This window comes from Flagellimonas sp. S3867 (genome assembly GCF_014698935.1).
In the GTDB taxonomy this organism is placed as follows: Bacteria; Bacteroidota; Bacteroidia; order Flavobacteriales; family Flavobacteriaceae; genus Flagellimonas.
In genome coordinates, this window is sequence record NZ_JACVMN010000001.1 from 1,322,817 (window position 1) to 1,343,889 (window position 21,073).

22 protein-coding genes are annotated in these 21,073 nt (G+C 38.6%); 13 read left to right on the forward strand and 9 right to left on the reverse strand.

Translation table 11 applies throughout. The features are described from left to right. Window positions 1-125 precede the first annotated feature (125 nt). From dnaJ to mnmD, 4 genes are all read right to left on the reverse strand, one after another. Window positions 126-1,244: a molecular chaperone DnaJ gene (gene dnaJ, locus IAG46_RS05970; protein ID WP_190809394.1), complete on the reverse strand. Its 1,119-nt coding sequence runs from the start codon at window positions 1,242-1,244 to the stop codon at window positions 126-128. Between the two features lie 6 nt (window positions 1,245-1,250). Then, on the reverse strand, window positions 1,251-1,826 hold the full coding sequence (locus IAG46_RS05975) for a nucleotide exchange factor GrpE (RefSeq protein ID WP_190809395.1): 576 nt from the start codon (window positions 1,824-1,826) through the stop codon (window positions 1,251-1,253). A 129-nt stretch (window positions 1,827-1,955) separates the two neighbouring features. Beyond that, the gene (locus IAG46_RS05980) at window positions 1,956-2,918 is read right to left on the reverse strand and encodes a TIGR01777 family oxidoreductase (protein ID WP_190809396.1); all 963 of its coding nucleotides are present in this window, start codon (window positions 2,916-2,918) and stop codon (window positions 1,956-1,958) included. A gap of 135 nt (window positions 2,919-3,053) precedes the next feature. After that, window positions 3,054-3,716 carry a tRNA (5-methylaminomethyl-2-thiouridine)(34)-methyltransferase MnmD gene (gene mnmD, locus IAG46_RS05985; RefSeq protein ID WP_190809397.1) on the reverse strand — a complete coding sequence of 221 codons (663 nt, stop codon included), beginning with the start codon at window positions 3,714-3,716 and terminating at the stop codon, window positions 3,054-3,056. 194 nt (window positions 3,717-3,910) lie between these two features. Here mnmD and IAG46_RS05990 point away from each other — a divergent pair, with 194 nt between their 5' ends. Further along, on the forward strand, window positions 3,911-4,975 hold the full coding sequence (locus IAG46_RS05990; RefSeq protein WP_190809398.1) for a branched-chain amino acid aminotransferase: 1,065 nt from the start codon (window positions 3,911-3,913) through the stop codon (window positions 4,973-4,975). A gap of 35 nt (window positions 4,976-5,010) precedes the next feature. On the opposite strand, the gene IAG46_RS05995 is transcribed toward IAG46_RS05990, so the two are convergent. Next, a complete protein-coding gene (locus tag IAG46_RS05995) occupies window positions 5,011-5,397 on the reverse strand; it encodes a nucleoside triphosphate pyrophosphohydrolase family protein (protein WP_190809399.1) in 387 nt (128 codons plus the stop codon). Between the two features lie 41 nt (window positions 5,398-5,438). Here IAG46_RS05995 and IAG46_RS17635 point away from each other — a divergent pair, with 41 nt between their 5' ends. The 6 genes from IAG46_RS17635 (at window position 5,439) to IAG46_RS06020 (ending at window position 9,380) form a co-directional block, all read left to right on the forward strand. Next, entirely contained in the window at window positions 5,439-5,627 is a 189-nt protein-coding gene (locus IAG46_RS17635) for a hypothetical protein (protein WP_223826590.1), read from the forward strand. A 111-nt stretch (window positions 5,628-5,738) separates the two neighbouring features. Further along, on the forward strand, window positions 5,739-5,918 hold the full coding sequence (locus IAG46_RS06000; protein ID WP_190809400.1) for a hypothetical protein: 180 nt from the start codon (window positions 5,739-5,741) through the stop codon (window positions 5,916-5,918). 16 nt (window positions 5,919-5,934) lie between these two features. Further along, the gene (crcB, locus tag IAG46_RS06005) at window positions 5,935-6,309 is read left to right on the forward strand and encodes a fluoride efflux transporter CrcB (RefSeq protein WP_190809401.1); all 375 of its coding nucleotides are present in this window, start codon (window positions 5,935-5,937) and stop codon (window positions 6,307-6,309) included. A 267-nt stretch (window positions 6,310-6,576) separates the two neighbouring features. Further along, entirely contained in the window at window positions 6,577-6,915 is a 339-nt protein-coding gene (locus IAG46_RS06010; RefSeq protein WP_190809402.1) for a P-II family nitrogen regulator, read from the forward strand. A gap of 33 nt (window positions 6,916-6,948) precedes the next feature. Continuing rightward, window positions 6,949-8,205: an ammonium transporter gene (locus IAG46_RS06015; RefSeq protein ID WP_190809403.1), complete on the forward strand. Its 1,257-nt coding sequence runs from the start codon at window positions 6,949-6,951 to the stop codon at window positions 8,203-8,205. Between the two features lie 119 nt (window positions 8,206-8,324). Continuing rightward, window positions 8,325-9,380: an outer membrane beta-barrel protein gene (locus IAG46_RS06020; RefSeq protein ID WP_190809404.1), complete on the forward strand. Its 1,056-nt coding sequence runs from the start codon at window positions 8,325-8,327 to the stop codon at window positions 9,378-9,380. A gap of 52 nt (window positions 9,381-9,432) precedes the next feature. On the opposite strand, the gene IAG46_RS06025 is transcribed toward IAG46_RS06020, so the two are convergent. After that, on the reverse strand, window positions 9,433-10,071 hold the full coding sequence (locus IAG46_RS06025) for a DUF1684 domain-containing protein (protein ID WP_190809405.1): 639 nt from the start codon (window positions 10,069-10,071) through the stop codon (window positions 9,433-9,435). Between the two features lie 83 nt (window positions 10,072-10,154). On the opposite strand from IAG46_RS06025, the gene IAG46_RS06030 reads away from it, so the two are divergent. Further along, a complete protein-coding gene (locus IAG46_RS06030) occupies window positions 10,155-10,886 on the forward strand; it encodes a DJ-1/PfpI family protein (protein WP_190809406.1) in 732 nt (243 codons plus the stop codon). On the opposite strand, the gene IAG46_RS06035 is transcribed toward IAG46_RS06030, so the two are convergent. Together IAG46_RS06035 and IAG46_RS06040 are read right to left on the reverse strand one after the other, a co-directional pair. After that, window positions 10,873-12,288 carry an alpha/beta hydrolase gene (locus tag IAG46_RS06035; protein ID WP_190809407.1) on the reverse strand — a complete coding sequence of 472 codons (1,416 nt, stop codon included), beginning with the start codon at window positions 12,286-12,288 and terminating at the stop codon, window positions 10,873-10,875. The genes IAG46_RS06030 and IAG46_RS06035 overlap by 14 nt on opposite strands. A 73-nt stretch (window positions 12,289-12,361) precedes the next feature. Further along, window positions 12,362-12,808, reverse strand: a complete 447-nt coding sequence (locus tag IAG46_RS06040; protein WP_190809408.1) for an Lrp/AsnC family transcriptional regulator — start codon at window positions 12,806-12,808, stop codon at window positions 12,362-12,364. A gap of 120 nt (window positions 12,809-12,928) precedes the next feature. Between IAG46_RS06040 and IAG46_RS06045 the strand changes: the two genes are divergently transcribed. Next, entirely contained in the window at window positions 12,929-13,330 is a 402-nt protein-coding gene (locus IAG46_RS06045) for a hypothetical protein (protein ID WP_190809409.1), read from the forward strand. A gap of 24 nt (window positions 13,331-13,354) precedes the next feature. On the opposite strand, the gene IAG46_RS06050 is transcribed toward IAG46_RS06045, so the two are convergent. Continuing rightward, complete coding sequence (locus tag IAG46_RS06050) at window positions 13,355-16,813, reverse strand: methylmalonyl-CoA mutase family protein (protein WP_190809410.1); 3,459 nt, start codon at window positions 16,811-16,813, stop codon at window positions 13,355-13,357. A gap of 141 nt (window positions 16,814-16,954) precedes the next feature. Between IAG46_RS06050 and purU the strand changes: the two genes are divergently transcribed. The 4 genes from purU (at window position 16,955) to IAG46_RS06070 (ending at window position 21,073) form a co-directional block, all read left to right on the forward strand. Then, the gene (gene purU / locus IAG46_RS06055) at window positions 16,955-17,803 is read left to right on the forward strand and encodes a formyltetrahydrofolate deformylase (RefSeq protein ID WP_190809411.1); all 849 of its coding nucleotides are present in this window, start codon (window positions 16,955-16,957) and stop codon (window positions 17,801-17,803) included. 69 nt (window positions 17,804-17,872) lie between these two features. Continuing rightward, window positions 17,873-18,577 (forward strand): DUF4197 domain-containing protein, encoded by a 705-nt coding sequence (locus IAG46_RS06060; RefSeq protein ID WP_190809412.1) that lies wholly within the window; start codon window positions 17,873-17,875, stop codon window positions 18,575-18,577. Between the two features lie 363 nt (window positions 18,578-18,940). Further along, entirely contained in the window at window positions 18,941-20,464 is a 1,524-nt protein-coding gene (locus tag IAG46_RS06065; protein WP_190809413.1) for an AraC family transcriptional regulator, read from the forward strand. A gap of 411 nt (window positions 20,465-20,875) precedes the next feature. Continuing rightward, window positions 20,876-21,073, forward strand: coding sequence for a hypothetical protein (locus IAG46_RS06070; RefSeq protein WP_190809414.1), 198 nt, complete (start codon window positions 20,876-20,878; stop codon window positions 21,071-21,073).

Here is a 21,073-nt window from a genome sequence, read left to right on the forward strand (position 1 = left end):
AACAAAACCCACCCTCAAAAAAATCAAGGATGGGAAAAAAATTGCTATGAAAAAGAAAATTAGATATTGGTTGCCCAACATCTGTTTCAAATATACGTTTTTTATTTAAACAGTAAACTTTTGCACTAAGAGAACATGTCTTTTACCTTCTCAAAAAAAGATTTATCCGATTTTTCAGGTTTTGGTTCAAAATTGTCATCACTCTGCATACGTTCAAAAAAATCTTTTTGCTCCCTGCTTAGTTCTTTAGGTGTCCATACGTTTACATGAACCAATAAATCACCGCTTCCATAACCATTGATACTTGAAATACCTTTGCCGCGTAATCTTAAAATCTTACCAGACTGAATTCCTGGTTCTAATTTAATGCGCACTTTTCCGCCAACGGTGTCAATTTCTTTTGAACTACCCAAAACGGCTTCGGAAAAGCTAATATACAAGTCGTAATGTAGGTTATCCCCTTCTCTTTTCAAGGTATCGTGCTCAAGAGTCTCAATGGCCACCAACAAATCACCGGGCACTCCATTTCCTGGAGCTTCATTACCCTTGCCAGAGACTTTGAGCTGCATTCCCTCTTCCACTCCCGATGGAATTTTGATGGAAACCGTTTCTTCTTCAACTACAAGTCCCTGTGCATCGGCACCACTGGGGCGATTATCTATACTCTGTCCAGCTCCACCGCAGGTATTACAGGCGGTAGCGGTCTGCATTCTACCTAAAATTGTGTTGGTAATTTTCATCACCTGGCCACTTCCATTACAGGTTGGACATGTTTTGTAGGTTACACCCTGAGCCTGCTTTTTTCTTCGGACCTTGACTTTTTTCTCAACTCCTTCGGCTACTTCTTCCAAAGTTAGTTTGACCCGAATGCGAAGATTACTTCCTTTTACTCTGCGTTGGCCACCACCAAATCCGCCGAAGCCACCAAATCCGCTGCCACCAAAAGCGCTGCCAAAAATATCTCCAAATTGACTGAAGATATCATCCATATTCATGCCACCACCACCAAATCCGGCACCACCTTCAAAGGCCGCATGGCCAAACTGGTCGTACTTGGCTTTTTTGTCAGGGTCACTGAGTACCTCGTAGGCTTCTGCCGCTTTTTTGAACATTTCCTCAGCTTTGGCATCGCCCGGATTTTTATCTGGGTGAAATTCTATGGCTTTTTTTCTATAAGCCTTTTTAATTTCTGCCGCCGAAGCACCTTTGGAAACTCCCAATATTTCGTAATAGTCCTGCTTCATGTGCTTTTAGTTACCAACAACCACTTTAGGATGCCTTATGATGCGCTCGCCAAGTTTAAATCCTTTCTCGACCACATCTATTATTTTTCCCTTCAACTTTTTGTTCGGAGCCGGTATCTGTGTTATGGCATCATGTACTTCAGCGTCAAACACATCACCTTCTTTGACTTTTATTTGCTCCAACCCTTTTCCTTTAAGGGTTTCCTTTAATTTGTTGTTGATAAGCTCCACTCCCTTGAACATTTCCTTATCCTCCGACTTTGCTATTTCTTTCAAAGCTCTATCAAAATCATCCAAAACGGGAAGCATAGAGACTATTACCTCTTGCCCTGCCGTTTTAAAAAGTTCCATGCGTTCTTTTGAGGTTCTTTTCTTAAAATTTTCGAATTCAGCAAAAAGTCTAAGGAATTTATCTTTTTCCTTGGCCAAATCATTTCGCAATTGATCTTCTGAAGAAATTTCCTCTTGAGAATCAACCTCGTTTTCATTGGTTATATTTTCGTCGTTCAGCTCAGGATTTTCAACTGTTTGGGAATCGTTAAACTCCCCTTTCATTTCCTCAACCTTACTTTTCTTGCTCATATACTCTTAATTTTATCTTTTTTGAAGTGGCAAAAGTACTGCCAATTGTCCAAAAATGTCAAAATGTCACTACAAATCATTAAAAAATCCGCCAAAGGCGGATGCTCAATTCTAAAAGGAAAAGTTTTTCTAAACAAACTTCTCGTCCAGCGATTTAATCTTGGACGCTCCATTTCCGCTTTTAGGCAAATAGATTTCTTCCAAGGCGGGTCCAATATTGGGGTAATAAAATTGAAATCCTTTTTTCTCAATGCTTTTACTACTCACACGCTGCGAAGCAAAAAGCAAATAGGCCATTTGGCCCAATAGCATTTGCATTACAAATTTTGGAATATTGGGTAAGATCAACGGTCTTTCTAGCACTCTTGCCAACTCTTTTGTCATTTTTGCGTGGGTCACCGGATTGGGGGCAACTCCATTAAAAGTTCCTTCAAGGCTATTTTCTATTGTAAACACAAACATTTGGGCCAAATCATCAATATGAATCCAAGATTGCCACTGTTTACCGCTTCCAAAAATGGCACCGACAAAATTGCGAATAGGTCTGGCCATTTTTGGCAATGCTCCATCCAAATCCGATAACACAATTCCAATTCTTATTTTGGACACATTGCACCTAAAATCCTGAAAAGCGTCCATTTTTTCTTCCCATTTTTCAACAACTTCCCCTAAAAAACTTTTATCAACATCGGTAGTTTCTTCGCTATAAAAATTGGACAATGAATTTGGATATATCCCAATTGCTGAGGCAGAAACAAAAGTATCGATTGCTGAAGCATCTATCTTTTGCATGGCGCTATATAGCGTTTGAAGACTGTCTACTCTACTACCAATGATTTTCTTCTTGTTACGGACAGACCATCTTTTGGCAATACTTGATCCTGCCAAGTTAATAACAGCACTAACTTCTTTGAAACAGCTAGGGTCTATCTCGCCTTTGGATGGATTCCAATAAAACCCTTTGAAATTCTCTTTGGATACTATTTTCCTTTTATTCGTGGATAGATAATTGACAGCAATTCCTTTTTCATTTAGAATTTTTACAATTGCCTTGCCAACCAAACCTGTAGCCCCTGTCACCAACACCTTCATACAAACATTTTAAGGTAAAATTAGTGGTTTCATCCTCAGTTTATTGGGCATTAATTTAGGTTTAACATTAATGTTTAAACTTTAGATCAATTTATGATAATATTCAAGTATGATTTAACATGGTTTTTGCATGGATCATGTTTTAGTGGCACGCAACATTTCTCTTTTGCCAGGAGGCCCCGGAAGACGTTCAACGTTAAACCCAACAGCCTGCATGGCCCTGCGTACACTCCCTTTGGCCGAATAGGTTACCAAAACTCCATTTTGCTTCAGTGCCCGGTACATGATTAAAAATATTTCCTCGGTCCAAAGATCGGGCTGTACTCTGGCCCCAAAAGCATCAAAATAAATAAGATCGAACAAATTAGTGTCGGCTATCAATTTAAAATCCTTCAACTGTTTTTCTAAATAAAAACCTTCACTGATCATTATTGGTTCTTCCCAAGGTGTTTTATGCATTTTCATAAATGCTTCCCGATGTTCCTCAACATTTAGCCGACTGCAATAATCCAATTGATCTACTTCTTCCATAGGAACGGGGAATGCTTCGACTCCAACATAGTATATTTGCAAACCAAGGTTTTCCTTTTCCAAAAGTGTAATAAGGGTATTGAGGCCCGTACCAAATCCTATTTCCAAAATCTTGATGCGTGTATTTTTGAATAATCGAAGGCCATGGTCTATAAATACATGATAAGCTTCTTGCACTGCGCCATGTTTGGAGTGGTATTGCTCGTCCCAATCCTCTATTTGGATGGTTTTAGAACCGTCACCCGTTGTAATTATTCTTCTTTTCACAATAATTTGTTCGGATTATACTGATAATCAGGCATTCATTTCAGCCTACAATTGTACAAGCTGCACCAAAAATGTTAAATACTTTAGAGAATGAAAAAATCCTAAAATTTCAGCACAAAACTGTTTAATTTTAAGATAAAAGTAAGCAATGCACTAGCTTATTGTTTAATTTTACCGGTTCAAATCTTTTCAATATGGAAACAATGACAAACTCTTTGGTTGTAGAGAAGGCAAAAAACTCCAAAATCCATGATGTAGATTTTAACAATCTATCTTTTGGAAGCATTTATTCAGACCATATGCTGGTCTGCGATTATGCGAATGGACAATGGCAAGCTCCAAAGATTGTTCCATATCAGCCCATTACCCTGGAACCTTCTGCGAAGATATTTCATTATGGTCAATCTATTTTTGAGGGAATGAAAGCCTACAAAGATGAATCGGGCAATGCTTGGTTATTCAGGCCTATTGAAAACTTTACAAGATTTAACAAGTCGGCAAAACGATTGGCTATACCAGAACTTCCTGAAGCATATTTTATGGAAGGGTTGACTACTCTTTTGCAAGTAGAAAATGACTGGATTCCGCAAACACCAGGGAGTTCATTATATATAAGACCTTTTATTTTGGCTTCCGGAACTGGATTCCACGCTTCCCCGGCCGATGAATATAAATTCATAATTGCCTGCGCTCCTTCTGGAGCTTATTTTTCTGGCAAGGTAAAAGTGTTGATTGAGGAGAATTATTCTCGAGCAGCCAATGGGGGTGTTGGCTATGCAAAGGCAGGAGGAAATTATGCCGGACAGTTCTACCCAACCCAGCTCGCGGTTGAAAAAGGATATCAGCAGGTTATTTGGACCGATGATAACAACCACGAGTACATTGAAGAGGCGGGCGCCATGAACATTTTTGTTCGAATAAACGATACCTTGATCACAGGACCGACCAGCGACCGTATATTGGATGGCATCACCAGAAAAAGTATTTTGGATATTGCCAAAGATGAGGGAATTGCCACGGAAGTACGAAAAATAAGTGTAAAGGAGGTTGTTGAGGCTGCCATGAATGGTTCATTAAAAGAAATGTTCGGGGCGGGAACCGCTGCCGTGGTTTCACCCATTGCCGCTTTCGGATATAAGGATACCGATTATGAACTTCCTGAATTGGAAAATAGCTACGCTTCATTGCTCAAAAAACGGATAACCGATATTCAATATAACCGTGCCGAGGATAAGTTCGGCTGGCGCTACAAAGTATAGCACTACAATAAAAAGGGCGCCTTAAGGCGCCCTTTTTATTTATCTAAAATTGTTTGAATATCCGGTTTAAAATAATTCGGACCCTTCAGCACCTTTCCATCTTCTCTATAAATGGGTTTGCCGTCCTTGCCAAGTTTACTCATATTACTGCGCTGGATTTCTTCAAATACCTCTTCAATTTTGTATTGCATACCATGTTCCAAAATAGTTCCGCACAAAATATAAAGCATATCTCCCAAAGCATCCGCAACCTCCACAAGGTCATTATCATTGGCCGCTTCCAGGTATTCTTTGTTCTCTTCATCCATAAGATTGAACCGCAAGCGATTCTTTTCTTCTCCCAAATTGGCTTTTGGTCCTTTGGAAACTCCCAGTCCAAAAGAATTATGGAAGAGTTCAACAGCTTTGATTTTGCTTTTCATTATCCTTCGAATTGATTTAGTTTTGCATAAAAATATGAAATATGTTCAGCACAGGGCAACTAATTTTTGCCACCCTTTTTGTCATAGGCTTTGTAGCCATAATCATTTTTTCGTACCGTAAGGATAAAAAGCTTCATAAAAGGAATTATAAGGGGGTATTATGGATTCTAATCTCTTTTGTCACATTTATAATGATTTTGTTTTTGATTAAAAATTTTCTCAAAAATTAACACAAATCTTGCATTCACCACAAAAATCGTTTGCTTTACAACTTAAATCAGGGAGTATCACGTATACTATAGGAAAAGACGTACTTTTGTACTACTAAAGTTTGGTAAGAAATGACAACTTTTTTCGGCATCCTTTTTATTTTACTTGTGATTAACGCAGTTTTATTGATTTTTAGCGTTAACGGAGCTAGTGAGAAGTTCAAAAAACCTGTTATCAAAATTTCGGAGGCTTCAATTACCAAAATTTCCCCTGATCAACACTCCGATGCAGCATACAAGAAAGCGGTATAGTTTGTACCTTTAGGGTATGAAACAGGTACTTCTTGTTTTTTTGGGCGGTGGTCTGGGCAGTGCGCTCAGATACGTAATCTCCAAACCACTCAATTTAGTTTTACACAACTTCTTTTTGGGAACCTTTCTGGTTAATATTATAGGTTGTTTACTTATAGGTATTATTCTCGGTGTATCTGCACGAAACAATTTACTTTCTGCCAATGCCACTCTCTTTCTTGCCACAGGTTTTTGTGGTGGATTCACAACGTTTTCCGCCTTCGCTTTTGAAAAACATGGCCTACTAAAAAATAGTGAGCTTTTTCATTTTTCCGTTTATACCATATCCAGTATTGTTGTCGGAATAATTGCCGTTGCGCTAGGCCTTTGGCTTTCCAGACTAAGCGAATAAATTTCCATATAGCACCTTTCCTTTTTCTACTGACTTCTGAAGTTTCCTCAGAAGAACCGTTTTTATATTCAAAAAAAACAAGTGTTTAACCATTAAACAGTTTACTACGGAGGTTAAATATTCAATAAAGTTACTTTTTAAATCATATACCCCTAAAATTGTAGGGGTTATTTTAAAATAACCGTAAAAATATTACAATACCCCTATGTTTTTGTATGGCTAGATGTCAATTCACATATATTTGACCCATCAATTAACTACTTAAATATGAAAAAAGTTGAAGCAATTATTAGAAAATCCAAATTTGATGAAGTCAAAAAGGCACTTCATGAGATTGAGGTAAACTTCTTCAGTTACTGGGACGTAACCGGAGTAGGCAATGAGAAACAAGGGCATGTGTACCGTGGTATTTCCTATAGTACTTCCGATATACAGCGTAGGTACTTGGTCATCGTAGTATCGGACAGTTTTTTAGAACGAACCGTGAATACTTTGCTAGATGCCGCATCCACAGGAAATGTAGGTGATGGTAAAATATTCGTTTCCGATGTTATCGAGGCCTATCGAATCAGAACCAAGGAAAACGGAAGTGCCGGAATTAACTAACCACTAAACTTAACTCACAATACTTAAAAGATTATGGACGCAGGATTATTTACAGCGAATAACGTTTGGATGATGATTTGTACCGCATTGGTGTTTTTTATGCACTTGGGGTTCTCCTTTTTGGAAATCGGTCTCACCAGACAAAAGAATACAGTAAATATTTTATTTAAAAACGTATTTATTATATGTGTTGGACTCCTATTATATTATATAGGTGGATTCAATTTAATGTATCCCGGCTTTGAAGATGGGGATTGGGGCTTTTTAAAATTTGCAGGTTTCGGAATAGCAGCACCTGAAAACGGAATGACTCCAGAATATGCAGATGGAGGATATACTTGGTGGACAGACTTTTTGTTCCAAGGTATGTTTGCGGCAACGGCGGCAACCATTGTTTCCGGTGCAGTTGCTGAAAGGGTAAAACTTAAAAGTTTTATGCTCTTTACCATATTATATGTTGGATTGGTATACCCAATTGTAGGTTCATGGCAATGGGGAGGCGGCTTCCTTTCTTCTCTTTCTTTTGGAGAGGCCGAAGGGTTCTACGATTTTGCAGGTTCTACCTTGGTACATTCTGTCGGTGGATGGGGAGCTTTGATAGCCATTTATCTACTTGGAGCTAGAATAGGAAAATTTGGTGATGACGGAAAACCCAAGGCTATTCCAGGTCATAACCTACCGCTTGCAGCCGCTGGCGTATTAATTCTTTGGGTGGGGTGGTTCGGATTTAACGGTGGGTCCGTACTATCGGCCGATCCCGAATTGACCTCATTGGTTTTAGTTACAACTTCGTTGGCGGCAGCTGCTGGAGGAGTATCAGCTTTTGTAACTTCATTGTTCGCATACAAAACCTACGATCTTACTATGTTCTTAAACGGAATCTTGGGTGGTTTGGTAGGAATCACGGCTGGAGCTGATCAAATGTCTCCCAATGAAGCAGTAATCATCGGTTTAATCGCGGGTGTGGTAATTGTTGCTGGCGTTGCATTGGTTGACAAGCTTAAGCTTGACGATCCGGTTGGAGCTGTAGCAGTTCACTTGATCTGTGGAATGTGGGGAACCTTAGCCGTAGGTATTTTTGGGGCAATGGCAGGTTTTGACCAGTTCTTAGTGCAATTGGCAGGAATCGGCGCAGCGGCCACGTTCTGTACCTTGACCGCATTTATTATTCTGTTTACCATCAAAAAGGTGTCTGGAATTCGAGTGGATGAGCAGGAAGAACTACAAGGATTGGATATACATGAGCATGGAATGGATGCATATGCAGATTTTAGAATGAATCAACACTAACATTAAAAAAGGAAACGGAGCGTTTGGCAGAACGCTCCGTTAAATAACCTTTTTCACTGAACAATCTCTATTTAAAACAAATAAATGCTTCAGTATGAGGCACCTAAATGATTAAGATTATGAAAACGATTATCAGCACAAAATACATAAAAAAAATAGCTTTTTTAGCTTTCGCAAGCGTATCAACAATTGCTCTTTCGCAGGAGGAAGAAGAGGTCAAAACCAAGTTTGAATTCAGCGGAACTGTTGATGCTTATTACAGAACCAACCTTACAGCACCCAATGGTGAAGATGCCATTGCGCCAGGATCATCCTTTGCAAATTTAGATGGATTTTCATTGGGCATGGCCAACCTAATCGCCAACTACGAAGGTGAAAAAGTGGGCTTTGTGGCTGACTTGGTATTTGGACCAAGAGGAACAGATGCTATTTTTGCATCGCCAATGTACTCGGCCACAGGAGATGTTGTTAACCAATTGTATGTATATTGGAATGTAAGCGAGGATGTAACCTTAACCTTTGGTAATTTCAATACCTTTTTGGGGTACGAGGTAATTTCACCAGCCGCTAACTTTAACTACAGTACATCTTACCTGTTTTCATACGGGCCATTTAGCCATACTGGTTTAAAGGCTGATTTTGATCTAGGAAATGATTGGAGCGCCATGTTGGCTGTAATGAATCCGACCGATTTGACCGAACTAAATGGAACAGGGGATTATGCTGTTGGAGCACAATTGGGATACTCAGGTCAGTTCTTGAATTTCTTGTATAGTCAAGGTGGATTTGAAATCGACTACACAGGTGGGTTTGATGTAACCGAAGATTTCTTTTTAGGAATCAATGCTGCACATTTCAGTCAAGAGGATGACGGAGGAAGCTTTACGGGAATAGCCCTTTACCCTCAATTGGTCACCTCTGAAAACTTTACTATTGGATTAAGGGGTGAATACTTTATGGAAGGAGATTTCTTCGGAGCAATAGGAGCTTCTGATGCCGACGGAGATTCCAGCGTTTTGGCTTTAACCCTTACAGGAAGTGCAACAATCGGAGACTTGATCTTAAAACCTGAAATCCGTTTGGACAGTGCTTCGGAAGACGCTTTCATTGATAACGATGCTGATCCATCTGCAAGCTTGGCTTCCGTACTTTTTGCAGCTATTTATTCGTTCTAACCCAAACAATTATAGAATTGAACTAAAAGCCCTATTCTAAAGAATAGGGCTTTTACAGTTTTAAAAAATCCTTCACTCCTGCTCTCACCGGAGTTCTCAAATAATTTTGCCTCGGTACTAGAGGGCAGGAGTATTTTTTGTTATAAACGCAGTAAGGGTTATATGCTTTGTTGAAATCGATTAAAATGGCATTCCCCTTCGGAATGGTAAGATCAATATAACGACCTCCACCGTAGGTTTCATTCCCATTGGTTTCATCCAAAAACGGCAAAAACAGATAATCTTTATATTTCTCCTGCGTAAGTAACTCTGGGGTTTGATAAATTTCCAGCTCATGTCGTTTTCCGTTCAACTCAAAGTGAGCAATTCCATATAACACTTCTTCGGTTTTTTCGTCCGTGGTGGTATCCAACAAAAAAGGAACCGCATCCGGCGTTCTTTCAAACCTGGCTTGCACCATATACGTGGTATCTGGACCAAAAAAATCCAGCCCCTCAAAATCTTTACGATATTTATCTGGCAATGGCGATGTTTTAGGGTCCTTAAAACTCTTATTCAACTCATTTTGAAAATCCAGTATTTCCTTTACCCTAGACGATTCTATTTGTACAGTTTCATTGGAAACATGATATTTTTTATCCGATTTGCAGCTGGTCATCATGAACAAAGCCAAAAGTATTGGGCGTACCATTTTCTTAAATTAGTTTGATATAAAAGTAATGGAAATCATTCTTAGTAGTACCTTAGTACAGCTTCTTTTAAGTTGTGATTCTTATGAAAAACTCGATTATTTTGATGGTGTTGTTTTTTGCAACCTCCTGTATTTCCAAAAAAGAAGGTGAGCAGATCAGTTCAATTGAAAGGATTTTACCTGAACTTGCTACAGATAGATATAATGTTGGTTTTTTAATCATGGATGGGGTTTACAATACCGAGTTCACTGCTCCTTACGATATTTTTCAACATACACAGTATCGGAAAAACATTAAGGCGATGAACACCTTTACCGTTGCCAACACCCTGAATCCTATAACATCCTTTGAAGGCGTTCGTATTCTTCCAGATTTTGATTACACCAAGGATTCCATTCCCGATATTGACATTTTGGTGGTGCCAAGTGCAGAACATCATTTGGATACGGATCTACAGGACACCGTAATGCTCAATTTTGTAAAGAGAATAAGTAAAGATGCCATGTTTGTGACCTCGCATTGCGATGGGGCCTTCGTTTTGGCAAAAACCGGAATTTTGGATGAAGTTGCCTCTACCACATTTCCCAGTGATATTCCAAAGTACAAAAACATGTTCCCTCATTTAAATGTAAAGGACAGTGTTCTTTTTGTGCATGATGGAAAATTTATTACTTCGGCAGGAGGGGCCAAAAGTTTTGAGGCCGCACTTTACCTGTGTGAGCATTTGTACGGAAAGGAAATAGCCGAATCGATTGCTGGTGGATTAGTTATTGACTGGAATCTTGATGAAGTCCCCAGGTTTATTCCTCATTGATTTGATATCGTGCATCCTTCAAATATTTGGAAACCAACTCATTGAATTTTGAATCAATACGAAGTAGGGCAGTATCTTCCAGGTCATATAGTCTATCTGCATCATTAAATCCTTTTTTCAAGGCCTCTTCCAAATAAAAGAGTGCTGTGCCAAAATCTTCATTTTTAGCGCTCAGTGAAATAATATTTAGATAAAAGTCAAAATTTTCAGGTTCCAAAATAGTCTTCAGCATATATAAAAACGCAAGTGCATCTTCATCAATTAATGCCTCAGAATTTATGATATCAATATTATCCTCGGCCAAGGCATTGACATAACCCAACAGTCTGTTGCCCATTTCTTTTTCATATGGATTTGTACCCTTTCTGAATTTATCCAATTCCGTCATTTGATAATTCCACCAACCCAAATTATTGAAGTTGTGCGTAATAACATCCTCTTCTATATAGTATTGATAATCTTCTTTAAGCAATGATTCTTTGAGCATGGCCGCATTTTCACCTCTTTTCATCCCTTTAAAAATACGATCTCTACGTAATTCTTTTTGAACCATCCGAAGTGAATCAAGATTCTTGTACACACCATAAATTGACATCATCTCAACCATATGTTGCTCGGCTAACAAAAACTTTTTTAAACTTTTAAGCTCGTTCACTTTTTTTAGGTCATCAGCATAAACTTTGTTTACAAATGCGGAATCTGTTGGAATAACTCTTTTGCGCATTGCAGCCAAAGTAAAATATTGGAGCGCTTTGGATAAATACCCTGCTTCTGGCCAATCTTTGGATTGTCGGTACAATAATAATTGGTTTGGAAACCTGAACCTATCGAGCACTCTTTTCATTGCCCGCATTGAGGTGTAATTGTAATTGTTCTTGTTGCTAATGCCAATAAAATGAAAAGGTCGTTTGGGACTCAACAACTCAACATTGGCAATGGATGCTCCAACGGATAAAGCCCCTTTTACTTCTTTGACAAAAAGAGGAACCAAATTGGCGAAGCGACCACCGGAACCTGCCCCGGCAGCATAAACACGGGATTTTCCTATGGGCAGAATGTCTAAAACTCTATGAAACGTCCTCCCAGTTATGAGCATATTATCAGAAAGCGAAAGGCTATCCGCGAGCTTGGGAGCGGCCAAAACATATCCTTCTTCCTCTGCCGCATTTAAAAACATGGAAAGGGTTTGCTTTTCCTTTCCGTCCATATCGAAGACCAACAACAAAGGCCATTGCTTCTCTGTTGTAAAATTGGTCGGCAAGTACAATGAAAAGGTATCGGATACTGAATCGTTAACAGGCAACGCTTGCAGGATAGCGCCTTTTTTCAATACTATTTGCTGTGATACCACGATTTGCATAGCAATCATAGCAAAAAAAAGCGGTACGTATTTTTTACTCATAACTCTTTCATAGCAAAAATCTAGCCAAAAAGATTATCCTTTGGCTCAACATAAAATTAAACTAAAAAAACGATCAATCCTTAACATCTGTAATGGGCGCGTTGGCAACAACATTTGAAAGCACAATGTGGGTGCGACATTCACCGTATGCGATCAGTTCATCAATAAACTTTTCTAAATGCACTTGATCTTTGAGCACCACTTCCATGATAATATTTTCATTCCCGGTGATTCGGTAACAATTGACCACTTCTTTGTAGGTGCCGACCTTGTTTAGAAAGGGTTTTAACTTACCCATAAAAGCCCTCAACATTATTATCGCCTTTAACTGGTGGCCAGCCAGTGCATAGGAAACATTGGTGTTATACCCTTCTATAATACCCAAATCTTCCATTTTTTTTACTCTTTCGGCTACTGCAGGAGGCGTTAGCCCCACCTTTCGCCCAATATTGGCAAAAGACTCCCTCGCATTTTGTTGGAGGCATGTTAAAATTTCCCAATTAAGTTCGTCGATTTGCATAACAAGAAATTTCTGTGCTAAAAATTTGTAATTTAAAGTAATTTAGTGTTTTTGCTTTAGAAATCAAAGTCAGGTTATCTTATTCCTACGTAATTTTATACTAGAAAATTGCTAGAAAAAATGGAGAGAAATTCTTTAAATTCTCTTGGAATATACCGAAAATCGTTGGCTTTGCGTGACATGAGTGAAGCTGTGGCCCATTATTTCTCTTATAATAGGGATAGATTGTCATTACGTAAAATCGATAATTTTCGGAATGATATTTCCGATTCACTGATGACCGATGCATCTTTGATCACCAAAGAAGTGGAAATGGCTGCGCTTAGCAACTCCTATTCGGTCCGGATGAAAAGCTTGACCTTCATCAACATCATGACCCGTAACATTTTGGCCTATTGTAATGGTCTAGAGCGGGATGGTGTTAAGGAAAAGGAATACTTGAATTTGCTCAGAAGGGAAATTAAAACGTTTAGGTCTTCCTTTAAAAAATGGAGAAAATCATTCAATAACGGAAACGATTAAAACGGTTTTGTCCTAAATCTGCGCCTACATATTTCTTCGGTACTGACCTCCTACTTCAAAGAGTGCATTTGTAATTTGCCCTAAAGAACAGTATTTCGCCACCTCCATAAGTTTTTCAAAGAGGTTTTCGTTGTGAATTGCAGTCTGCTTGAGCTCATCCAGACATTTTTTTGCCTCAACCGTGTTTCTTTGTTGCAAGTTTTGCAACGAATCAATTTGATTCTGTTTTTCTTCTTCCGTCGCCCGAATCACTTCTGCCGGTAAAATGGTTGGAGACCCTTTTGAACTTAAGAAGGTATTCACCCCAATAATGGGATAGGCCCCTGAATGTTTCAACGTCTCATAATGAAGGCTTTCCTCCTGAATCTTAGAACGTTGGTACATGGTTTCCATAGCACCCAAAACCCCTCCTCGTTCGGTAATTCTATCGAATTCCAACAAAACGGCCTCTTCTACAAGATCGGTAAGCTCTTCAATAATAAAAGAACCTTGCAATGGGTTTTCATTTTGGGTCAAGCCAAGTTCTTTGTTAATGATCAGTTGGATGGCCATGGCCCTACGCACAGATTCCTCCGTGGGTGTAGTAATTGCCTCATCATAAGCATTGGTATGGAGCGAATTACAGTTATCGTAAATGGCATAAAGCGCCTGCAAGGTAGTTCGGATGTCATTAAAGTCAATCTCCTGGGCATGCAAGCTTCTACCTGAGGTTTGAATATGGTATTTGAGCATTTGTGCTCTTGGGTCGGCTCCATACTTCTCTTTCAGTGCTTTCGCCCATATTCTACGCGCCACCCTCCCGATTACGGCATATTCCGGGTCAACGCCATTTGAAAAAAAGAAAGAAAGGTTGGGACCAAATTTATTGATATCCATTCCTCTACTCAGATAATACTCCACATAAGTAAAACCATTGGAAAGGGTAAACGCCAATTGCGTGATCGGGTTGGCTCCAGCTTCAGCTATATGGTATCCAGAAATGGAAACGGAATAAAAATTACGTACTTGATGTTCAATAAAGTACTCTTGCACATCACCCATTAGCCTCAAGGCAAACTCCGTGGAAAAAATACAAGTATTTTGAGCCTGATCTTCCTTTAAAATATCGGCCTGAACGGTTCCACGAACCTGATTTAAGGTTTCTTTTTTAATTGTTGAATACACTTTTGCTGGCAAAACCTGATCTCCTGTCACTCCCAAAAGCATCAATCCCAATCCGTTGTTCCCTTCGGGAAGTTTTCCAGAATAACTTGGCCTCTTAACCTTTTTGGCTTTGAAAACCTTTTCAATTTTATCAGCTACATCTTTTTCCAAGCCATGTTGGTTGATGTACTTTTCACAATTCTGATCTATTGCGGCATTCATAAAAAAGGCCAAAAGCATCGGTGCCGGACCATTAATGGTCATACTAACCGAAGTCATTGGATCACTAAGGTCGAATCCAGAGTAAAGTTTTTTGGCATCGTCCAAACAGCAAATGGACACTCCGGCATTTCCAATTTTTCCGTAGATATCAGGTCTATGGCCAGGATCGCTGCCATAGAGGGTTGCAGAATCAAAAGCCGTTGAAAGCCTTTTGGCGGGCATATCCAAACTCACATAATGAAAGCGTCTGTTGGTACGTTCTGGACCTCCTTCACCGGCAAACATCCTTGTTGGGTCCTCACCTTCTCTTTTAAAAGGGTACAATCCCGCAGTATAAGGGAATTCCCCGGGTACATTTTCCTGCAAATTCCATTGGAGCACATCTCCCCAAGCTTCATACCTTGGAAGGGCAACTTTTGGAATCTGACTATGGGAAAGCGATTCGGTATGTGTTTTTATATTGACACCCTTGCCTCGTACTTTGAACGAATAGACGTCGGCTTTGTAACGTTCCTTCTTTTCCCTCCATTTTAGAATGGTCTCCCAATGATGTGGGTCAAGGTTCATTTTCAACCGATCAAATTCTTTTATCAACAAGGAAGCGAGCTGTTGGTCTTCTTTGTTTTTTAGCTGAGCATGTATATTGCTCTCTTCCAATCCCGATTTTGACAGTAATTGCGATGCGGAATTTTTCACATCAATATCTAAAATGGAAGTTAGGGTCAAAAATATGCCGTAGAGTTTTTGCGCAATCTTACTTTGCTCATCAACTTTAAAATCATAAGAGCGGTTATTCTCGGCTATTTCAGAAAGATATCGAGTCCTTGCCGGAGGTATCACGAATATCTTTTCAGACATTTCATCAGACACCTCGTAATCTGAAGTAAGGGTGGAATTAGCTTTTGAAACCAATGTATCCATGACCACCTTGTACAATTTGTTCATGCCAGGGTCATTGAATTGCGAAGCAATGGTTCCAAAAATGGGCAAATCGCTTTGGTCAGTGTCCCAAAGTCCATGATTGCGCATATATTGTTTTTTAACATCCCGAAGGGCGTCTTGAGCTCCTCTTTTATCAAACTTGTTTATAGCCACCACATCAGCAAAGTCGAGCATATCAATCTTTTCCAATTGGGTCGCAGCTCCAAATTCCGGGGTCATTACATAAAGTGAAACATCGCTATGTTCCAAAATCTCCGTATCTGACTGACCAATCCCTGACGTTTCCAAAATTATCATGTCAAAATTGGCCGCTTTGAGCACCTGAACTGCTTCCGCAACATGTTTGGACAATGCCAAATTGGATTGTCTTGTTGCCAGAGAACGCATATAAACATGCTCATTGTTGATTGCATTCATTCGAATGCGGTCACCCAATAAGGCTCCCCCAGTTTTCCTTTTGGACGGATCTACCGAAATAATTCCGATGTGTTTTTCTGGAAAATCTCCCAAAAACCTTCGAACCAGTTCATCGACCAAACTAGATTTACCGGCACCACCGGTACCTGTAATTCCGAGTACAGGCACCGAAAAGTTGTTTTTTTCAATGGCTGAAAGATAGGATTCAAACGCCTCATGTCTATTTTCGGCCAAAGAAATAAGTCGTGCCAGGGTATTCACCTGTTTTTCTTTCAGAAGGGTTTCCAATTTCTTCTTTTCAGGGATTACCAAATCTGGTACTGGAGCATCACAACGTTTTACTAGGTCATTGATCATGCCCTGCAATCCCATTTCTCGACCATCATCAGGAGCATAGATGCGTTCTATCCCATAATCCATTAAATCCTTGATTTCCTGCGGAAGAATCACTCCGCCACCACCGCCAAAAATTTTAATATGTCCTGCCCCTCTTTCCTGAAGTAAATCGAACATATACCGGAAATATTCATTATGGCCTCCTTGGTATGAGGTCATTGCTATGGCGTTGGCATCTTCTTGAATGGCACAATCCACTACTTCTGACACACTTCGGTCATGCCCCAAATGGATTACTTCCACTCCAGTGGCTTGTATAATTCGTCTCATAATGTTGATTGCGGCATCATGCCCATCAAAAAGGGAAGCGGCCGTTACGATTCGAATCTTATTCTTAGGCTTGTAGGGTATAATTTGCTCCATTGACAATAAATGGTCGAATTTAGAGCTGCAATTTACGGAAAATGCAATGAATAATACATTTTACTTAGGATATTATAAAAATAAAGGGCGCTTTCAGTTGCTTTTTGGATTATCCTAATTTTATCGAGATAAAAATACCATATGGAGTTAACGTTACTCATACATTGTACAGACCAGCCCGGAATTATAAGTTCCGTTACACAATTTATTCATTCGCAGGATGGCAACATAGTTTATTTGGATCAGCATGTGGATAAAGAAGCTGGGGTCTTTTTTATGCGGTTGACAAGTGAGTTTGACAATGTTTTCGGTTTATCTGAGTTCAAGAATGCCTTTGAACAAAATCTTGCAAAAAGATATGAGATGAGCTGGGATATTCATTTGGATGGTGAAAAACCCAAAATGGCCATTTTTGTATCTAAGTACAATCATTGCCTATATGACCTTTTAAGTCGATTTAATTCAGGTGAATTACCGGTTGATATTCCTTTTATTTTAAGTAACCATCCTGATTTAAAATATATTGCCGACCAATTCCAAATTCCATATTATCATGTTCCCGTATCCAAAGACACCAAAAAAGAGGCAGAGCTAAAACAGTTGGACTTACTTAAAGAGCATAAGGTCGATTTCATTGTATTGGCCAGATATATGCAAATAGTATCTCCTTACGTGATTGATGTTTATCCTCAAAAAATAATCAACATCCACCATTCATTTTTACCGGCCTTCGCTGGGGCCAAACCTTACCATGCAGCCTTTAAAAGAGGAGTTAAGATTATTGGCGCCACAAGTCATTATGTGACTGCAGAACTGGATGCCGGTCCAATAATTGAACAAGATGTGACCACTGTGTCGCATTCTCACTCCATTAAGGATTTTATTGCCAAGGGCAGGGATTTGGAAAAAATTGTACTCTCGAGAGCTGTTCAGCTTCATGTTGACAGAAAAACAATTGTTTATAATAACAAGACCGTTATTTTTTCCTAATTATCAATTGCATCTGTTTTTTTAAATCGATTTGCAGTACATTCACATTAATCATAAAACAAATTAATTATGAAACGTTTGCTGCTATGCTTTTTGGTTTTTCAATTTTTCGGGTGTGCCGAACTTCAACAGGTGGTCAACCAGTTACCTCAAGGTACTCCAGGAATAGGTAACGCTGAAATTGCACAAGGCCTTCGAGAAGCTCTCAATTTCGGAATAGAAAAACAGGTGAACAAATTAACGGCTAAGGATGGTTTTTTTAAAAACGATTTAGTGAAAATCTTACTCCCAGATGAACTTAAAAAAGTTGACAAAACACTAAGAGATGTTGGTTTGGGAAAATTAGCGGATGAAGGACTCAGGATATTAAATAGGGCAGCTGAAGATGCGGTAAAGGAAGCTACACCTATTTTTGTTGATGCAGTTAGTGGAATTACATTCAGTGATGCAAGACAAATTTTACTTGGAAATGACAATGCAGCCACCCATTACCTTGAAGGAAGCACAAGAAATAAGCTAAACAATAAGTTCACCCCAATCATCCAAAACTCTTTCAGTAAAGTAGGAGCGGATCAAATTTGGAGGAATATTATTACCAAATACAACAATTTACCATTAACTACGGATGTAAATCCTGATTTAACGAACTACACTACACAAAAAGCACTAGATGGTGTTTTTACGATGATAGCGGTTGAAGAAAAGGAGATAAGAACCAAAATTTCGTCTAGAACTACCGATTTGTTAAAAAAGATTTTCGCTTTGCAAGATTAATTGTAATTTTTTCTTAATAACGCAATAAGTTTCAGAAATTGTCGTTATTATCGTAATAAAACAAGGCAATTTCAATAAATTCCTAAAGTTATCTTAACCTTGGACTTTAAATAATGAAGGAATTTTGTAGTAAATTATCTGAGTTAGCATTTTTTTGAGTTAGTTAGTTTAAACCGGTGCATGCACCGGTTTTTTTATTTTCTTCAATTTATTGATTATCAGGGAAATAGGTGGGACCTGAATCTAAATTCAGATTAAATTGAAAAGGTAAACTATTATCGGGAGTTACTGATTTTAAGATTTCTTTAACATTTGGAAATGTTAATATCCTTAATTTCAAAGAAGGCTAATTCAATCAAAAACATGGGACGGTCATGTTATCTGATATTTTTATTCGCATTCGTTTGTGCGTCTTGTTTTTCCGCCATAAGTAAAAATGGTTGGAATAATGGAGACAAATATGCCAATATTGCCTTAAAAGATTCTCTAGAGTGGGCGGACTACTATTATAATATTGGAGAGTTTAATAAAGCCATTTCCATCTACCAAAAACAGCTTAATCTTAAGGATTCTGAAAATACGTATATCCTTAAAAAGTTGTCCCTTTGTTCTGCGGCAATGCAGAACCCAACTTCGGCAACCGGTTATTTACTAGATTATTTACAATTGGATTTCAAACCCACTTTCCTACTTAACGAGGGATTTGAATCTATACATGGTTCTGCAGAATTCGAGAATGTTTATGCCAAGGTGCTCCCAAAAGTCACCACTTGGTCCCTACTGTTTCTATTTGTTGCGGTTATTGGGTTTTATGTTGTTTTTGTAGTTACTATAAACAAACAGATACACACACAATCAAGGTTATTGATAGCTTCCTTTATTTTCATACACTCCCTTTTCATACTAAATATTAGCGTAAATAGGGCCAATTATATGTTTGAGTATCCGCATACCTATTTAATGTCCACCTGGGCTTCCTTTTTATATGGTCCATTGTTATACTTTTATTTTAAGGCAACATCACAGAAGTACAAGTTTAAAAAGATTGATATTTTACATGCCCTTCCAACACTCGCCCTGCTGGGCTATATGATGTTAAGTGTCTATGCTGTTTCTAGCGAAGATAAAGTTCATTTGATGCTTAGCCGAATTCAAAATGGATTGAACCCACAAGATTCTGGAAAACTACTATTACTGGTAATCTTAAAAATAGCATCCCTTACCATTTATGGATATTTTATACGAAAAATCTATTTAAAAAGCGCCCAAGAAAAGCTTCTGGATGCAAAAAAGCTAATTTGGCAGAAAAATGTCTACCAAATCCATATACTTTATGTAATAACCTATACAGCCTATGGTATTCTTGTCATAAATCAAGTTAATTCGGGTTTCCTTTATACCAGTTCTACAGCAGCCATGGCATTGATGGTACTCTATGTTGGCTATTCAGCAAACATTCAGCCCGATGTATTTAGCGGGGCCTATGCTTACAAAAATCGTTTGTTTCCCAAGTATGAAAAATCGGGCCTTACCCAAAGTTTATCGAATGAACTAAAAGAGAACTTAGTTTATCTTTTTGCTGTTGATAAAATATACAAGGAAAACAACATCAATCTGGATATGGTCGCCCAAAAGCTGAACACTACCAGACACAACGCGTCCCAAATCATCAATGAGCACTTCAATATTAGCTTTCATGAGTTTGTAAACATGTACAGAATTCAGGAAGCCAAAGAATTATTGTTGGAAGACAAGTCGCGCAAACTTAGTATTATCAATGTTGCTTACGAAGTAGGTTATAATAATAAGGTTACTTTCAACAAAGCTTTCAAAAAAGATACCCAATTGACTCCATCTGAATACCAAAAGAATGTTTTAAGGGTATAAAAAGAAGAGTATTTCTGCATCGGCATGGTAAAAGTTGATAAGTTTTAGCCCTTATTATCTACACTTTTCATTATTTTATTTTAGAAACAGCCCATGGGGACACTCCTAAAATATCATTGGTCTCATAAGGTAAATATTTGAATTAGTCAATCAATATCATCTTTGGGCTGTTTTTTATTTTTTCCAAACTGACCAATACATAAAAACCCTTTTTAGGGTACTGCAATTGAGGCGCGATAGCTACTAACCCTTATCCGTTAAAATTTTACCAAATTACCCGGTCATTCCGCGTAAATGGCCCTGATTTTGTTAATTTTTAGATAAAGTACCTGATTTCTAGACGAATACGACAAAGAGGCATGATCTATGCAGCCGTTTTCAACGTATCTTTGGTATAACAAATCTTATAGAATGAAAAATCAATATTGCAAAGTTGGAACTGTGACTCCAATTACAAGCGGAAATCAGGCCGTGGCCGTTTTAGAATTTAGGTATAGAAATTTTATCGAGAAGGCAGCAGATGCCACGTATATTGATACTAATCTTGGTGAATTCTTTAAAAGAAAAGCTCAGAACATTAAAAGGATATTGGAAGATTTGGGTAAATAA

What these genes read in the sequence shown, in the direction of transcription:
- dnaJ (WP_190809394.1), bottom strand. Translation starts at nt 1,244, where the DNA reads ATGAAGCAGGACTATTACGAAATATTGGGAGTTTCCAAAGGTGCTTCG.
- IAG46_RS05975 (WP_190809395.1), bottom strand. Translation starts at nt 1,826, where the DNA reads ATGAGCAAGAAAAGTAAGGTTGAGGAAATGAAAGGGGAGTTTAACGAT.
- IAG46_RS05980 (WP_190809396.1), bottom strand. Translation starts at nt 2,918, where the DNA reads ATGAAGGTGTTGGTGACAGGGGCTACAGGTTTGGTTGGCAAGGCAATT.
- IAG46_RS05990 (WP_190809398.1), top strand. Translation starts at nt 3,911, where the DNA reads ATGGAAACAATGACAAACTCTTTGGTTGTAGAGAAGGCAAAAAACTCC.
- IAG46_RS05995 (WP_190809399.1), bottom strand. Translation starts at nt 5,397, where the DNA reads ATGAAAAGCAAAATCAAAGCTGTTGAACTCTTCCATAATTCTTTTGGA.
- IAG46_RS17635 (WP_223826590.1), top strand. Translation starts at nt 5,439, where the DNA reads ATGTTCAGCACAGGGCAACTAATTTTTGCCACCCTTTTTGTCATAGGC.
- IAG46_RS06000 (WP_190809400.1), top strand. Translation starts at nt 5,739, where the DNA reads ATGACAACTTTTTTCGGCATCCTTTTTATTTTACTTGTGATTAACGCA.
- crcB (WP_190809401.1), top strand. Translation starts at nt 5,935, where the DNA reads ATGAAACAGGTACTTCTTGTTTTTTTGGGCGGTGGTCTGGGCAGTGCG.
- IAG46_RS06010 (WP_190809402.1), top strand. Translation starts at nt 6,577, where the DNA reads ATGAAAAAAGTTGAAGCAATTATTAGAAAATCCAAATTTGATGAAGTC.
- IAG46_RS06015 (WP_190809403.1), top strand. Translation starts at nt 6,949, where the DNA reads ATGGACGCAGGATTATTTACAGCGAATAACGTTTGGATGATGATTTGT.
- IAG46_RS06020 (WP_190809404.1), top strand. Translation starts at nt 8,325, where the DNA reads ATGAAAACGATTATCAGCACAAAATACATAAAAAAAATAGCTTTTTTA.
- IAG46_RS06025 (WP_190809405.1), bottom strand. Translation starts at nt 10,071, where the DNA reads ATGGTACGCCCAATACTTTTGGCTTTGTTCATGATGACCAGCTGCAAA.
- IAG46_RS06030 (WP_190809406.1), top strand. Translation starts at nt 10,155, where the DNA reads ATGAAAAACTCGATTATTTTGATGGTGTTGTTTTTTGCAACCTCCTGT.
- IAG46_RS06035 (WP_190809407.1), bottom strand. Translation starts at nt 12,288, where the DNA reads ATGAGTAAAAAATACGTACCGCTTTTTTTTGCTATGATTGCTATGCAA.
- IAG46_RS06040 (WP_190809408.1), bottom strand. Translation starts at nt 12,808, where the DNA reads ATGCAAATCGACGAACTTAATTGGGAAATTTTAACATGCCTCCAACAA.
- IAG46_RS06045 (WP_190809409.1), top strand. Translation starts at nt 12,929, where the DNA reads ATGGAGAGAAATTCTTTAAATTCTCTTGGAATATACCGAAAATCGTTG.
- IAG46_RS06050 (WP_190809410.1), bottom strand. Translation starts at nt 16,813, where the DNA reads ATGGAGCAAATTATACCCTACAAGCCTAAGAATAAGATTCGAATCGTA.
- purU (WP_190809411.1), top strand. Translation starts at nt 16,955, where the DNA reads ATGGAGTTAACGTTACTCATACATTGTACAGACCAGCCCGGAATTATA.
- IAG46_RS06060 (WP_190809412.1), top strand. Translation starts at nt 17,873, where the DNA reads ATGAAACGTTTGCTGCTATGCTTTTTGGTTTTTCAATTTTTCGGGTGT.
- IAG46_RS06065 (WP_190809413.1), top strand. Translation starts at nt 18,941, where the DNA reads ATGGGACGGTCATGTTATCTGATATTTTTATTCGCATTCGTTTGTGCG.
- IAG46_RS06070 (WP_190809414.1), top strand. Translation starts at nt 20,876, where the DNA reads ATGAAAAATCAATATTGCAAAGTTGGAACTGTGACTCCAATTACAAGC.